General features: G+C 70.6%; 16 protein-coding genes. 9 read left to right on the top strand and 7 right to left on the bottom strand.

Annotated elements, in window-relative coordinates:
* Nucleotides 1-43 precede the first annotated feature (43 nt).
* The gene (locus AC5R91_RS18275) at nucleotides 44-919 is read left to right on the top strand and encodes an LLM class flavin-dependent oxidoreductase (protein WP_495392561.1); all 876 of its coding nucleotides are present in this window, start codon (nucleotides 44-46) and stop codon (nucleotides 917-919) included.
* Nucleotides 920-964: 45 nt separating this feature from the next.
* Here the strand turns inward: AC5R91_RS18275 and AC5R91_RS18270 are convergent, their stop codons facing one another.
* Nucleotides 965-1,432, bottom strand: coding sequence for a hypothetical protein (locus AC5R91_RS18270; protein ID WP_495392560.1), 468 nt, complete (start codon nucleotides 1,430-1,432; stop codon nucleotides 965-967).
* A 187-nt stretch (nucleotides 1,433-1,619) separates the two neighbouring features.
* Here AC5R91_RS18270 and AC5R91_RS18265 point away from each other — a divergent pair, with 187 nt between their 5' ends.
* A complete protein-coding gene (locus AC5R91_RS18265; protein WP_495392559.1) occupies nucleotides 1,620-2,057 on the top strand; it encodes a VOC family protein in 438 nt (145 codons plus the stop codon).
* 457 nt (nucleotides 2,058-2,514) lie between these two features.
* Nucleotides 2,515-3,663 carry an acyl-CoA dehydrogenase family protein gene (locus tag AC5R91_RS18260; RefSeq protein ID WP_495392558.1) on the top strand — a complete coding sequence of 383 codons (1,149 nt, stop codon included), beginning with the start codon at nucleotides 2,515-2,517 and terminating at the stop codon, nucleotides 3,661-3,663.
* Nucleotides 3,664-3,734: 71 nt separating this feature from the next.
* Here the strand turns inward: AC5R91_RS18260 and AC5R91_RS18255 are convergent, their stop codons facing one another.
* The 3 genes from AC5R91_RS18255 to AC5R91_RS18245 form a co-directional block, all read right to left on the bottom strand.
* A complete protein-coding gene (locus AC5R91_RS18255) occupies nucleotides 3,735-4,148 on the bottom strand; it encodes a hypothetical protein (protein ID WP_495392557.1) in 414 nt (137 codons plus the stop codon).
* Between the two features lie 182 nt (nucleotides 4,149-4,330).
* Complete coding sequence (locus AC5R91_RS18250; protein ID WP_495392556.1) at nucleotides 4,331-5,182, bottom strand: DUF72 domain-containing protein; 852 nt, start codon at nucleotides 5,180-5,182, stop codon at nucleotides 4,331-4,333.
* A 36-nt stretch (nucleotides 5,183-5,218) separates the two neighbouring features.
* Nucleotides 5,219-6,382, bottom strand: coding sequence for a septum formation family protein (locus AC5R91_RS18245; protein WP_495392555.1), 1,164 nt, complete (start codon nucleotides 6,380-6,382; stop codon nucleotides 5,219-5,221).
* Between the two features lie 549 nt (nucleotides 6,383-6,931).
* On the opposite strand from AC5R91_RS18245, the gene AC5R91_RS18240 reads away from it, so the two are divergent.
* The 3 genes from AC5R91_RS18240 (at nucleotide 6,932) to AC5R91_RS18230 (ending at nucleotide 9,007) form a co-directional block, all read left to right on the top strand.
* The gene (locus AC5R91_RS18240; RefSeq protein ID WP_495392554.1) at nucleotides 6,932-8,023 is read left to right on the top strand and encodes a Rieske 2Fe-2S domain-containing protein; all 1,092 of its coding nucleotides are present in this window, start codon (nucleotides 6,932-6,934) and stop codon (nucleotides 8,021-8,023) included.
* A gap of 23 nt (nucleotides 8,024-8,046) precedes the next feature.
* Complete coding sequence (locus tag AC5R91_RS18235) at nucleotides 8,047-8,718, top strand: nucleoside deaminase (RefSeq protein ID WP_495392553.1); 672 nt, start codon at nucleotides 8,047-8,049, stop codon at nucleotides 8,716-8,718.
* A gap of 82 nt (nucleotides 8,719-8,800) precedes the next feature.
* The gene (locus AC5R91_RS18230; RefSeq protein WP_495392552.1) at nucleotides 8,801-9,007 is read left to right on the top strand and encodes a type II toxin-antitoxin system HicB family antitoxin; all 207 of its coding nucleotides are present in this window, start codon (nucleotides 8,801-8,803) and stop codon (nucleotides 9,005-9,007) included.
* Nucleotides 9,008-9,134: 127 nt separating this feature from the next.
* Here the strand turns inward: AC5R91_RS18230 and AC5R91_RS18225 are convergent, their stop codons facing one another.
* Entirely contained in the window at nucleotides 9,135-9,605 is a 471-nt protein-coding gene (locus AC5R91_RS18225; RefSeq protein ID WP_495392551.1) for a MarR family winged helix-turn-helix transcriptional regulator, read from the bottom strand.
* Between the two features lie 126 nt (nucleotides 9,606-9,731).
* Here AC5R91_RS18225 and AC5R91_RS18220 point away from each other — a divergent pair, with 126 nt between their 5' ends.
* The gene (locus tag AC5R91_RS18220; protein ID WP_495392550.1) at nucleotides 9,732-10,490 is read left to right on the top strand and encodes an SDR family NAD(P)-dependent oxidoreductase; all 759 of its coding nucleotides are present in this window, start codon (nucleotides 9,732-9,734) and stop codon (nucleotides 10,488-10,490) included.
* Nucleotides 10,491-10,528: 38 nt separating this feature from the next.
* On the opposite strand, the gene AC5R91_RS18215 is transcribed toward AC5R91_RS18220, so the two are convergent.
* Entirely contained in the window at nucleotides 10,529-11,455 is a 927-nt protein-coding gene (locus AC5R91_RS18215) for a LysR family transcriptional regulator (RefSeq protein ID WP_495392549.1), read from the bottom strand.
* Between the two features lie 91 nt (nucleotides 11,456-11,546).
* Between AC5R91_RS18215 and AC5R91_RS18210 the strand changes: the two genes are divergently transcribed.
* Nucleotides 11,547-12,413, top strand: coding sequence for an SDR family NAD(P)-dependent oxidoreductase (locus AC5R91_RS18210; protein ID WP_495392548.1), 867 nt, complete (start codon nucleotides 11,547-11,549; stop codon nucleotides 12,411-12,413).
* Between the two features lie 48 nt (nucleotides 12,414-12,461).
* Here the strand turns inward: AC5R91_RS18210 and AC5R91_RS18205 are convergent, their stop codons facing one another.
* The gene (locus AC5R91_RS18205; protein WP_495392547.1) at nucleotides 12,462-13,073 is read right to left on the bottom strand and encodes a TetR/AcrR family transcriptional regulator; all 612 of its coding nucleotides are present in this window, start codon (nucleotides 13,071-13,073) and stop codon (nucleotides 12,462-12,464) included.
* A gap of 148 nt (nucleotides 13,074-13,221) precedes the next feature.
* On the opposite strand from AC5R91_RS18205, the gene AC5R91_RS18200 reads away from it, so the two are divergent.
* Nucleotides 13,222-14,157 carry an SDR family oxidoreductase gene (locus tag AC5R91_RS18200; protein ID WP_495392546.1) on the top strand — a complete coding sequence of 312 codons (936 nt, stop codon included), beginning with the start codon at nucleotides 13,222-13,224 and terminating at the stop codon, nucleotides 14,155-14,157.
* Nucleotides 14,158-14,206: the final 49 nt, after the last annotated feature.

Raw genomic sequence — 14,206 nt, 5'->3', positions numbered from 1 at the left:
CTGGGACGAAGGTCAAAGCCCGAAACGAAAGGACTGATGCTGCATGCCGCAAACACCCCGGCCCAGCTTCGGGATCATGACCGCCCCCATGCAGATCGGCTACCACGACATCCTGCGGGTTTGGCGCGAGGCGGACGAGATCGCCGAGATCGAGCACGCGTGGCTGTTCGACCACCTCATGCCGATCGGCGGCGACCCGGACGGATCGTCCTACGAAGGGTGGACCCTGCTCGCGGCCCTCGCCGCCCAGACCCGGCGACTGCGCCTCGGCCTGCTCGTTACCAGCAACCGCATCCGCCCACCCGCGATGCTGGCCAAGATCGCCACGACTGTCGACACCGTCTCCGGTGGACGTCTCGACTTCGGCATCGGCGCCGGCTCACGACCGGACCAGCCCTTGGCTCGGCGGGAGTACGAGGCGCACGGCCTGCCCTTCCACGACGCCGCTCACGCCGTGGGCAGCCTCGCCGAGGCGTGCACGGTTATCCGGCGGTTGTGGACCGAGCCCGAACCCTTCGACTTCCACGGCACCTACCACCGTCTCACCGATGCGTTCGGCAATCCGAAGCCTGTCCAGCGTCCCCACCCGCCGATCCTCATCGGCGGCCGTTCGGCCGCCGTGCTGCGCATCGCTGCCGAGCACGCTGACCTGTGGAACATCCCGGGCGGCGACATCGACGACGTCGTCAGCCGCAGCGCGCTGCTGGACCGCTACTGCGCCGAGATCGGGCGCGACCCTGCCGCCATCACCCGCTCGATCCACCTGCCGGTCTCCTACGACCAGCCCGGCACGACCCGGGACGCAGTCGGCAAGGCGATCGACGCCGGCTTCCAGCACATCGTTCTCGGCCTGCCGGCGCCCTACCCCGCCGGTGCCGCCCAGTGGGTCGCCGACGAACTCATCACCACGTGGATCTGACACCAGGCGAAGCACAAAACTGACCGGGGTGGGCCTTGATGCCGGTCAGCGTACCGCCGTGGGCGTCGAATCGGTCGCGATCATGAGGTCTCTCGGCCCTGACCAGGAGTTGGCGCGGACGTCGCCGATCGCGATGGTGCCGTGATCAGTCCGCCAGGCCATGACGAGCCGGTCGTGGGTGACGACCGCCGTCGGGCCGGCCGAACAGTGCGCGTCGACGTACGTCGTGCCGGTCGCCTCGATCCGTGGGAAGACGACGACCTGCTGACCACGCCAGGTGGACGATCCGGAGAACAGTGTGCTGTGGAAGATCCTCGGGTCGTCTCCCGCTCCCTTCCAGAACAGGTGCAGGCGTCTCTCGAAAGCGGCGAGGAACGGGCTGTCGGAGGTACCGACGCCGTTGATGACGCTGGGCCGCGACCAGTACAGCGGGACGCCGGGGTGCCAGCCGTCGGTGAGCGAGGCGCGGCTGAAGACGATGGCGCTGTTGTCTAACGTCGGGACCGGGCGCACCAGGGAGACGTTGTCGGGACGGGCGGCGGCGGGGGAACTGTACCTCCCGCGAGGACGTGTGGCGTGACCTCCGGCGAGTGGGCGGCGAGGAGGCTGTGATGACCGGCCACGGGTGTCGAGAACGCGGCGCCGGCTCCGTCCCAGGGACACGAGCGGCCACGAGGGCCGCGCGACACAGGAGGAAATCATGACGGTCCACCGGATGGATCACGCCGGCGTTGTGGTTGAGGATCTCGCCGCTGCCATCGCGTTCTTCGTCGAACTGGGCCTGGAGCTGGAGGGCGAGACAGCAGTCGAGGGTGAATGGGTGGACCAGCTCGTCGGGCTGGAAGGCGTCCGAGCGGACATCGCCGTCGTGCGGACCCCGGACGGCCAGGGCCGGGTCGAGCTGTCGACGTTCCACTCGCCGGTGGCCACCAGCACTGCGCCGAGGGCGCCGCTGAACACCGCGGGCATCCCTCGCCTGACGTTCGTCGTCGACGCCGTTGACGACGTCCTCGACCGCCTGCGCGCCCACGGCGCCGACCTCGTGGGTGAGGTGGCGCAGTACGAGGATTACTGCCGGTACTGCTACGTCCGCGGCCCCGAGGGCGTCATCATCGGGCTGGTCGAGGAGCTCGGCTGAAGCAACACCGAGCGGGCGTTGCCATGGCCGTTGGCCGCGCCGATCTCCGCGACGCGCCACCCCGCGGAGTTCGCGGTCTGCGCGGTGACCGCCGGCCCGGTCAGCGTCCGTAGGCCGGACTGTCCGTGCCCGCGGCGAAGCAACGCTCGAACGTGCCCTGCGGTTCCGTCATGACCGGCTCTCCGCCGTAGGCGCTGGGCGACGCGGCCCTCGCATGCATCCGCTGCGCGCCATCCTGCAACCATCACACCGATGTGAAGGCCAAGGTCTCGCGTGAAGGCCAAGGTCTCGGCGGGCCGATGGCCGCGCTCTCCTGTGGCAGGTGCGGCAGGCATGATGATGATGTATTACTTGGTTAGCTATCATCATCGCAGATGGAAATCGTCTGGGGTTCCCGTGGTGTCGCGTGGCCGCGGGCCCGCGGCGGGCGGAACCCGGAACGGCTGGGAGGTCGGACGTGGAACGCACGCTCTACGAGGAAGATCACGAGCTGTTCCGGGAGTCGGTGCGCGCGTTCGTCGAGCGGTTCGTCAGTCCCGGCTACAGCCAGTTCATCGCGGATCGGGTCATCACCCGGGAGGTGTGGCACGAGGCGGGCCGCGCGGGCTTCCTCGGCCTCGGCGTCGCCGACGAGCACGGCGGCAGCGGCGTCCACGACTACCGTTTCAACGCCGTCTGGGTAGAGGAGCTGTCCAAGGTCAGCGCTGGGGTCGCGTCGTCCTTCAGCGTCCACACCGACATCGTCGCGCCGTATGTGGCGGACCTGACCACCCAGGAGCAGAAGAAGCGCTGGCTGCCCGCGTTCTGCTCGGGCGAGATGGTCGCCGCGATCGGGATGACGGAACCGGCGGCCGGCTCCGACCTGGCCGCGTTGCGGACGACCGCGGTCCCGGACGGCTCGGACTGGATCATCAACGGGTCGAAGACCTTCATCACCAACGGCTACTCGGCCGATTTCGTGGTGCTGGCCGCGCGGACCGATCCCGGGGCGAAGGCCGCCCGCGGCATCACGCTGTTCGGCGTCACGGCGGACACCCCGGGGTTCTCCCGGGGTCGCAAACTACACAAGGTCGGCCAGCCGGAATCCGACACGGCCGAGCTCTTCTTCACTGACATGCGGGTGCCGGGAGACGCGGTGATCGGAGAGGTCAACCGCGGATTCCCGCGCATGATGGAGCGGCTGCCGCAGGAACGCATCAGCGTCGCCGTCTCCAGCATCGCCCACGCCACCCAGATACTCGGCGAAACGCTCGAGTACGTCGCCGAGCGCAAGGCGTTCGGCGCCGCCATCGGCAGCTTTCAGCACAACAAGTTCCTGTTGGCGGAGCTCGTCACGAAGATCGATGTCACCCAGGCGTTCGTCGACTCGTGCGTCGCGGCCCACAGCCGCGGACAACTGTCCGCCGTCGACGCGGCGAAGGCGAAATGGTGGTCCTCGGACGTCCAGAATGCCGTCCTGGACGCCTGCGTGCAGCTCCACGGCGGATACGGCTACATGACCGAATACCGTGCCGCGCAGGCCTGGATGGACGGCCGGGTCACGAAGATCTGGGCCGGCACCAACGAGATCATGAAGGAGATCATCGGACGCAGCCTCGGCCTCTGAGCCCCGCGGCGACCCCTCCCCGCTCGTTTCCCACAGGCGTGGGAGGGGCGTCGTACGGCGGGGATGAATCCTCAGGCGTTCCGATACACGAGGTAGACGTACTTGCCGCCGGCGCCCTTGTTCAGGTCCACGTCGATGCGTCGCCACGGCGCCTGCGGCTGGATCCCGCTGTTGTCGCCGAGAATGACGTCGAGACCGTCGATCGGGCTGCCCAGGTGGGCTTCGCGGGTGAAGGCGGCGTAGATGTAGGCGCCGCCCGCGCCCTTGTTCAGGTCGACATCGATGCGGTGATAGCTCGGCGGCGCCGACTCGTCCTTGCTCAGCAGGAAGATGATGTTAGTGATAGGCGCCCCGGAACCCTGCTCGTAGGCGAAATACAGGTAGGCGCCCCCCGCGCCGGCGTTGAGATCCTTACCGATCTTGACCCAGCCATCCGGTGCCGGCTCGTCATCGACGAGAACGGTCAGGTTCGTGACACCACTCATGTGAACATCCCCCATGCTGGTCGGTTGCTGCCGGTCGGCAGACCCGATATCAGCATCGTTGCACGGAGAATCGGGCCTCGTCCGCGGAAAAAGGGAATGTCGAGGGCTGCTGGCAGTGGTCCGGCCTAGGTATTTCATGGCCGGGCAACAAAGGCGTCGTGCGACCGTGGAGGTGACTCGCGTCAGAAGAGGGTCGCGGGCTCGGTCGGTATCGGCTGCGGCAGGGGCGCCAGCGCGGGCACGCGTGCCCGTACCTCGTCGTGGAAGCGACGGGCGAGTTCCGGGGCGTCGGCGTTGTCCGGGGTGTGGATGAAGACGGTGGGGGAGCGGCCCTCGCGCAGCCAGTCGACGACGACGTCGAGCCAACGCTGCCAGCCCTCGATCGTCCGCGCGGAATCGTCGCGGCCGAGGTAGCGGACGATCGGCCGGTCGGTCAGCGCGACCGATCGCAGCGGCACGCGCGGCTTCTTGGTCCAGGCGTCCCGTTCGGCGTCGCTGGTCGGCGGGCTCCGGAAGAGGGCGGTGGTGTCGAAGGGAATCCATTCGGCGGCCGCGACGGCGAGTGCCGCCGCAAGCGTGCGCGTCGCCCGGGGGTCGTCGAAGAACGCGGGATGGCGGACCTCGACGGCGTACCGATGGGACCGGGGGAGCCGGCCCAGGAAGCGGGCGAGCGCGGGGACGTCGGCGGGCGCGAACGATCCCGGTAGCTGTATCCAGATCGCATGGGTCCGTGGGCCGAGTGGCTCGATCGCCGCCAGGAAGGCGTGCAGGGCCTCGTCGACGTCGGTGAGCCGGCGCTCGTGCGTGATGAGCTTCGGCAGCTTGAGCACGAAGCGGAAGTCGGCGTCGGTCTGCTGCGCCCACGAGGCCACGGCGTCCCGGGTCGGCGTCGCATAGAAGGTGGTGTTCCCTTCGACCGCGTTGCACCAGCCGGCGTAGTGCCGCAGGCGTTCGTGCGGCGCAAGCGGATGCGCGAGGAAGCGCCCCTGCCACGACTTGTGCGTCCACATCGCGCATCCCACGTGCAGCCGCATGGCCCCGCTCCCTTCGTGCATCAACCGCTTGTCGCCTCAGGTCGCGGCGGTGAACGATCCGGTGCCCGCACCGGGCGTGAAAGTGCCGATCACGTCGGTCGGGTTGCCCGCCGCGTCGTGGAAACGGACGGTGCAGGTCGTGGTGCGCGTGCCGGCGCGCCAGCTCTCGGCGGGGATCAGGTGCCAGCCGCTTTGCACGGCCGCGCCGCCGAACTGCGGTTGCTTCAGATACGGCGCCAGCAGGGGCGCGCAGGCGGCGGCCGCCAGCTCGTTGAACCGTTCCTCCGACGGCGGCGCTCCGCCCGGAGTATCCGCCAGCGTGACCGCTCCCACGCTTTGCGCGAGGTGCGGCTCTGTGCACGGCACTTCCTCGTCCTTGCCGTCGCTGTCGCCCCGGAAACAGGCGCCGGCGGGATAGGTGGCCGCCTGCTCGGCGCCGCGCACCGGCCCCTCGAACTCCGCCAGCCGGTGCGGGGTGGCGTGTTGCAAGCGGGCGATGAGTCCGCAGACGATGCGCCGGGTGCCGGTCTCCCATTCGCCGCGCAGCGGGTGGATGGTGCCGGCGCCGAATCGGCCGAACGGATCAAGCGAATAGCCGAGGTACGGAGTGATGAGCGGGCCGCAGTGGTACTGCGCGATCGCGACCCACTCCGGATCGGACGGGTACCGCTGGCCGGCCGGATAGGCGGGGCCGATGTCCAGGTCGCCCACGGCCTCGAACAGGTGCCGTCCGGCACACGGCACCTCGTCGACCCTGGTCCGGGGGTCGGGCTGGTCCCAGTTATAGCACCGTTGCGACTTCCAGTCCCAGCGAAGAAGTTCCGGTTCCCGCTCCTCGCCGGAACCGGAATCGCTGGGGGCGCCGGCAGCGGCGGACCCGCTTGGATCGACCGCCGGGAGGGCCGTGCGCGGGGCGTCGTCCGTCGGCCCGAGCGTGGCATAGGCGGTCCAGGCGAGCAGGGGGATGCCGATCAGTGCGACGACGATGCTGCCCCGCGACCGCGACCGCGACGTCCGGCCGCGCCCCGGCCGCGCCGCGCGCCGAGGCCGGACTCTCCGCCCGGCGGTGGCGTCGTCGGCGGAGCCGAAGCGGGCGAGGGCCGCCCTGGTCCTGGCCGGGGGTTCATATCTGGTCGCGGCCTGGACGAAGGTCTCGTCGAGCACCAGGTCGGCGAACGGATCGGGCTCCTCGGCGCCCACACGGTCCTCGTTGTTTTCCGGAATGCCGCTCACTCCTCGGAGCACATGGGGTCAGGACGCGGCGCGACGGATCGCGGCCGTCCGCAACAACTCACGGCACCTGGAACGCCATCAACCCACGTCGGCGATTGATGGGCCATGAACGAGCGGCCCGTCATAATAGCGAGCACAGCGTCATATGTGGTCATCGGCCGGTCGACGCGCGGATGTTCGACGAGCGCCACCGATCCGTAACAACGCTGGCGGACATTCGGAGGGCCCCGTGGACGGAAGGAGGTGTGTCGGATGGTGAAGGACCGTCAGGTCGACGTGCGTCGCCACGTCCACCGGCACGCCTGGACCCGCGGGCGGATCGCGCACGGCGCCTGACGCCGACGACGTCCACACCCAGGCCCGCCGGCGGCGACCCCGCCCCGGCCGGGGCCGACACGTGTGGCGTCCGACGACAGCCCACCGATCCCCCCACCGATCTCCCGCTAATCCCCCGCTGATCCCCCGCCGTGCTCCGCACGCCCCGAGGCGCGCGGTCCCACCCTGCCGAGGCGCCCTGTGGTCGACACCCGTACCGCGCTCGCGACGGTTCCGCCCGACTGTTCCTTCGACCCGGACGACTGGGCGATCCTGGCCCGGCACTGGTACCCGGTCGCGCTGTCGCGTGAGGTCCGCGACCAACCGGTCGCGGCCCGGCTGCTCGACGAGCGACTCGTCGTCTACCGTGCGGGCGGCGAGGTGGTCGTCGCCCGCGACCTCTGCCCCCACCGCGGGGTCCCGCTGACGATGGGCACGGGGGACGGCGAGACCGTCGCCTGCGCCTACCACGGCCTGCGGTTCGGCAAGGCGGGAGCCTGCGTCGCGATACCGGCGCACCCGACGGCGAAGATCCCCACCCGGATGGCCCTGACCGCCTACCCCGCCACCGAACGCTATGGGTTGGTCTGGACCTGCCTACGCCCCGACCCCGGCCCCGACCCCGGCGCCGATCCCAGCTCCGACCCCGGCTCCGACGGGCCGCCCGGGCCGCCGATCCCACGGATGCCGCACTGGGACGACCCCGGCTTCCAACGAGTGACCTGCCCCGGGTTCGACGTCGCCGCGTTCGCCGGCCGCCAGGTGGAGGGCTTCCTCGACGTCGCGCACTTCGCCTTCGTCCACACCGCCACCTTCGCCGACCCGAACGACACCGAGGTCCCTGACTACACGCCCACCCCGACCCCCCACGGCTTCACCGCCGACTACTGGAGCACCGTCGGCAACTACCCCCACGGCGGCCGACGCGGCGAGCCCGGCTTCCGCTGGCTCCGGCGCTTCGACGCCCACCTGCCGTTCACCGCCACCCTCGTCGTGCACTTTCCCGACGGTGGCCGCCTCGCGATCATGAATGCGGCGTCACCGGTCTCGGCCCGCCAGACCCGGATGTTCGCGCCGATCGCGAAGAACTTCGACACCGACCAGCCCGACCAGGAGATCTACGACTTCAACCTACGGATCTTCGAGGAGGACCGGGCCATCGTCGAGGCCCAGCGCCCCGAGAACCTCCCGCTCGACCCCCGCATCGAGGTCAACATCCCCGCCGATCGCAGCTCGGTCGCCTACCGGCGCGGTCTGCGGGCGATGGGCCTGAGCCACTTCTTCACCGCCTGAATCCGAGAAGGGCCCCACCCGCCATGAGCCCCAGCCCCACCGACCCGGCGACGCCCCCCGCCCCCCACTCCGACGCCCCCCGCCCCGTTGCCGCCTCCGGGATCGCCGCCCTCGGCGTCACCCTGCCCGCCTGGGTGGACGACGAGGTCCACACCGTCGGCACCGTGCTCCCCGACGTCGAACAGCGGATGGACCTCGTGCACCGGCTCGCGGCACGCAACCATCGGGAGGGCTGCGGCGGCCCGTTCGCCGCCGTCGTCGCCGACCCCGACACCGGCGAGATCTACGCCGCCGGCGTCAACCTCGTCCTGGCCACCGGGCTGTCCGCGATGCACGCCGAGGTCGTCGCGCTGTCCTTCGCCCAGGCCCGGCTCGGGCGCTGGGACCTCAGCGCCGTCGGCAACCCGGTCGAACTCGTCGTCAACTGGCGGCCCTGCGTCATGTGCTACGGCGCCGTCATGTGGTCCGGCGTCCAACTGCTGACCATCGCCGGGGAAGGCGAAGAGGTCGAACAGCTCACCGGCTTCGACGAGGGACCGATGCGCGACGACTGGCAGGACCAGTTCGCCCGCCGCGGCATCACGGTGCGCACCGACGTTCTGCGCGAACAGGCCCTGAAGGTCTTCGCCGACTACGGTCGCCGGGACGACGTCGTCGTCTACAACGCCCGCCGCGGCGCCGCCACGACGACCTGACGGGTCGCGAGAGCGACCGGACCCATCGAGTGGGCGATCGCACGGCCACTGCAGGGAACCGGTGCGCGTTATCCTGACTGGCATGGGTCGGGCAGTGCACATCCCCTACACGGTGGAGCAGGACGAAGACGGTGTCTGGTGCGCCCACGCCTACGTCGGTCGTGTCGGGTGCAACGGCAACGGGGACACCCGCGAGGATGCATTGGCGGATCTGTATGAGGCCGTCCTCATGATTCTCGAAGACGACGGCGCTCCCGACGAGTTCACCATCATGCTCGACGTCGCCTGAGCTGCATGCCGTCTTTCCCGTCCACGCAGGACGAGATATACCCAAAGGAACACTGCGCCAGATACTTGCGGACGCGCGCCTGAGTATAGAGGATCTTCAATCGCTTCTCTGACGCGGGACTGGGCCGCTAGGCGCGGTCCTCGTCGGCGTCGGGGAAGTACAGGTAGAGGTCCATGGCCTGCATCATCGTGCGCAGGACGTGCCGTAGCTGGCGCTGCTGCTCGGGGTCGAGGAAGGCCAGGGTGCGGTCCTCGGCCTTCTTGGTCGCGGCCTGGGCGCGTGCGAGCAGCTCGGTGCCCTCCGGGGTGATCCGGACCTGAAGGATCCGCCCGTGGGTGGGGTGCGGCGCGCGGTCGACGAGTCCTCGCTCGAGCAGCCCGGCGATCGCCGTCGACATCGACTGCGCGGTGACCCCGTTGCGCTGGCCCAGGGTGGCCCCGGACAGTGCCCCGGGGTCCACGAGGCCGAGCTGGGCGAGCGCGCCGAGCTGGGTGTGGGTCAGCGAGAACTCCCGCAGCGCGCGGTCGACCTGCTGGGCGAGCGCTGTGCTCACCCGCCGCATCAGGTACGGCAATCGCTCCTCGAAGTTCTCCGCCACCGTGCTCCCTGTTCCGTTCCTCCGGCGTGCCCGTGCTTGCGTGGCCACGCTAGCGGTGTGGACAGATGTCAGGCACCTGATAAGGTGGCTGATATTGGCACGATCCGGCTCGAGAGGAGCAGAGCTATGAGCGCAGCACGCACCGTCGTGGTCACCGGCGCCGCCGGCGGCATCGGTTCCGAGATTGTCGACCGGTTTCTGGCCCATGGCGACACCGTCGTCGCCGCCGACGTCTCGTCGGAGGCGCTCGCCACCTGGCGCGCCCGGTGGGACTCTGGCGCGCCCGGTGGACAGCACCCGTCGCTGTACGCCGTCGCCACGGACATCTCCAGCGAGGAGAGCGTCGCCGCGCTGGCCCAGGTCGTGCAGCAGAGCTTCGGCACGGTCGACGTTCTGATCAACAATGCCGGCCATTTTCCGCAGACCGCCTTCGAGGAGATGAGCGCCGATGAATGGCGTCAGGTCATCGACGTCAACCTCACCGGCACCTTTCTCATGATCCGGGCCTTCGTCCCCCTCATGAAGGCGAGCGGCCACGGTCGCATCGTAAACATCGGGTCCGGCTCGGTCTTCAGCGGCACCCCCATGCAGTCCCACTATGTGGCCTCCAAGGGTGGCGTCATGGGCCTGACCCATGTCCTGGCCCGCGAACTCGGCGGATATGGCATCACGGTCAATCTGATCACCCCGGGACTTACCGTCACCCCGGCGGCCGCCGCGGTGCTTCCCGAGGCCCTGCTGGCGGAGCAACGCAGTGCGCGTGCGCTCCACCGCGACGAAACTCCCGCGGACCTGGTCGGACCGATCTTCTTCCTTGCCTCGGACGACGCCGCCTTCATCACCGGCCAGACGCTCAACGTCGACGGTGGTCGCCACCTGCTGTGACCTTCCCCGTCCGCGGCCGGTCCGGTGGCCCGCTGACGTCAACGAACGACGAGGTTCTCGGAAACCTCGAGGGCTGCGGCGCGAAGCGCATCGGCGAGGCGGGCGGCGGGGTCGGTCAGTGGCTGGGGAAGTCGCGCGAGCAGGATGCGCCGTTGTTCGGCAGGCCCGCCTCGGACGGGCAGGACGCGTACGCCGGCGGGCACCGCGGGGGCGAGCGCGGTGGGCACGGTGGTGATGCCGCAGCCGGCGGCGACGAGCCGGAGCTTGGCGAGCCAGTCGCGGGCGGTGTGGGCGATGTCGGGCCGCTCGTCCAGGCCGGGCCAGACGCCCATGACACGATCCTCGCCCGGGCCGGCGATCCACCGTTGGCCGCGCAGGTCGGCGACGTCGACGAACTCGCCCCGAGCGAGTGGATGGGTCGCGGGCACGGCGATGTGCAGGCTGCGTTCGGTGAGGGTCTGCAGCCGCAGCGGCGGTGTTTCGGCGTCGGGTGGGCGAAACGGCGGCTGCGAGGCCAGCAGCGCGAGGTCCAGCGTGCCGGCGCGCAGGGCGCGGACCAGCGCCGGGGTGGCGCCCTCCCGAGTGGTCACGGTGATGGCCGGATGCGTGTCGCGCAGTGCGGCCAGCGCGCGGGGCAGCAGCACGGCCCCGGCGCTGGTGAACCAGCCGAGCCGAACCGTGCCGGGCTCGGCGGGCAGCCCGGCCAGCTCCCGCGCCGTGGCGTCGACCTGGTCGACCACGGTGGCGGCACGGCGCAGCACGACGCGCCCGGCCGGGGTCAGGCGCACCCCGTCATGGCGTCGCTCCAGCAGGGGCGCACCCGCCGCGCGCTCCAGCGCGGCGATCTGCCGGGACACCGCGGACTGGGTGTAGCCGAGCGCGGCGGCCGCGGCGGTGAGCGTGCCCCGCTCGGCCACCTCGCAGAACACTCGCAGCGCGACGAGCGAGGCATCGGTGAAGGCCATGAGAATTACTCATACCTAGCTTGAGGATTTTTCGCTACCGGCATGGACGGCCGCCGCCTAGCGTGGCCGGCATGAACCTGATCCGAGCATCATGACCACCGCACCGAGGACCGCTCTGATCACCGGGGCGACCCAGGGCCTGGGCCTGGCGCTGGCCGAGGGACTCGCCCGGCGCCTCACCTCCGCGGACACCGTCTACCTCACCGGGCGCACCGTCGACCACGTCAACGAAGCGGTCGCGGCCATGCCCGGCGGGGGAGCCCGCGTCCGAGGCGAGATCCTGGACGTCGCCGGCCCCGGGGCCGCCGGCCGCCTCGCCGCGCGACTGGCCGAACGGCACGGCGGCATCGACATCGTGTTCAACAACGCCGTCATGCGGGTCGGCCCCGACGACGACCCCCGGACGATCGTCGACGCTTACGCCGAGGTCAACAACTTCGGCACCACCCGCGTGCTGCGGGCCTTCGCCCCGCTGCTGCGCGACAACGGCAGGCTCATCGTCGTGGCCAGCTCGCTGGGCACCCTGCACCATCTCGCGCCCGTGCTGCACGACCGCTTCGACGGCCTGGCGTCGCTGGACGAGGTCGACACGCAGGTCGCGGCGTGGCGGGACGCGGTCCAGGACGGCAGCGCCCGCGGCGGTGCCTGGCCCGGCTTCGTCAACATCCCCTCCAAGATCGGCCAGGTCGCCGCCGTGCGCGCGCTGGCCGACCAGCGCCGCGAGCGGGACACCGAGCGGGGCATCCTGGTCGCCGCCGTCTGCCCCGGCATGATGAACACGCCGACCTCCGCGATGTGGTGGGACGTCAGCGCCGCCCCCACCCCGGCGCAGGCCGCCGTCGCCGTTCTGAGCCTCGCGCTCGATCCGGTCAACCCCGAGCACTACGGCCAACTCATCCGTGACGGAGGTGTCCTGCCCTGGGCTCCCCGTCGGGCGGTCGTACGGCAACGGACCTAGGACGATCTCTGCTGGTCTTCGGCGTGCCAGCGCCGCCCGACCCGCCGCTCAGCGGGGCGGGGCGACCGACGGCTGCGCCGTGTGTTCGATGGTGGCGCGGCGTTCGAGGGTGGCGAAGAAGCTCTCGGCCGCGTCCTGGACCCGGTCCCGGTCACCGGTGGCGAGCAGGTCGAGCAGCAGTCCGCGGATGGTGGCGATCACGAGGGTGGCCGTGCGCGTCGCGGTCGTCAGGTCGGTGTCCGGCCCCTGCGCGTCGACCAGGGCGCTCATCCAGTAGGCGACGACCTGCTCGAGGAACGCCGCGAACTGTTGCGGAGCCTGCAGTGCGCGCCCGTAGACCGCGAAGAACAGCCTGAACTCCGCTTCGTGTTGCGGGTCGGAGGCCCGCGTCCAGGACGCGCGGGCCTCCGCGGCCAGGTCGGGCTGCTCGCCGGCCAGGTCGCGAGTGGCCACGAAGATGCGCTCCCGCAGGCGTCCGAGGATGGCCTCGAGCATCTGCTCCTTGGTGCCGAAGTGATGCACCAACGTCGTGGGCGACACCCCGAGGGCGGCGGCGACGGGCCGCCACGTCAGCTCGGAGAACCCGTACTCGGCCGCGTACTCGACCGCCGCGTCGAGCAGCTCGGCCCGCCGCTGATGGTTGACCGGTCGTCCCACCATGGCCGCCTCCTCGGTCAACGTGGTTTGACGTTTCTAGCACGGCTGCATACGGTCTTTTCTAGTACGGTCGTACTATCAATGGTAACGGGCATCCCGGGTCGCTCGCCGCGGATCCGCCCGGTGCACGCCCCTGTCGTGGAGGTTTCCCATGCGTGTGTTCGTCACTGGAGCGTCGGGCTGGGTCGGCCGCGGGCTCGTCCCCGACCTGATCGCCGCCGGCCACACGGTCACCGGGCTCGCCCGCTCCGAGGCCGCGGCCGTCGCCCTGCGGGCGGCGGGGGCCGAGGTCCGCGCCGGATCGCTCGACGACCTCGACACCCTGCGCGCCGCCGCCGCGGCCGCCGACGGCGTCATCCACCTCGCGTTCAAGCACGACATCGCCTTCGCCGGCGACTTCGCCGGCGCCACCGACGCCGACCGCGCGGCGATCGAGACCTTCGGCGAGGCCCTCGCCGGCACCGACAAGCCGTTCGTCATCGCCTCCGGCATCCTCGGCGTGCTCGGCCTCCCGCCGGGAGTCGTCGCCACCGAAAACGACGGGCGCGCGGCGCAGGACGCCGATCGCGAGGTCCCGATCAGCGGGGCGAACGGGCGGATCGACAACGCCAACCACACGCTCGCGCTCGCCGCCCGCGGGGTCCGCTCCTCGGTCGTGCGGCTGCCACCGGCCACCCACGGCGACGGCGACAACGGGTTCATCCCGACCGCGATCGGCTTCGCGCGCCAGAAGGGCGCCGCGGCCTACGTCGGCGACGGAACCAATCGTTGGCCAGCCGTCCACCGCGACGACGCCGCGCGCCTGTTCCGCCTCGCCCTCGAATCGGCGCCGCCCGGTTCGGCGCTGCACGCGGTCGGCGACGAGGGCGTCCCCATCCGCGAGGTCGCCGAGGTCCTCGCCGCCCATCTCGGCCTTCCCGCGGTCTCGGTCACTCCCGACCAGATCGGGGACTACGTCGGCTTCCTTGGCGGCTTCTGGGGATTCGACGGCCCCGCCTCCGCGCAGATCACCCGCGACCTACTCGGCTGGCAGCCAACCCGTCCAGGCCTGATCGCCGACCTCAAGGAGGGCCACTACTTCACCTGAGGTCACGAACGCCTCCATCTGGGCTTTGCTGGACGTTGGGGCTGTCACC

This window comes from Frankia sp. BMG5.60 (genome assembly GCF_059428125.1).
The sequence above is the reverse complement of the archived record's forward strand: the minus strand, read 5'-3'. Positions and strand labels throughout refer to the sequence as shown.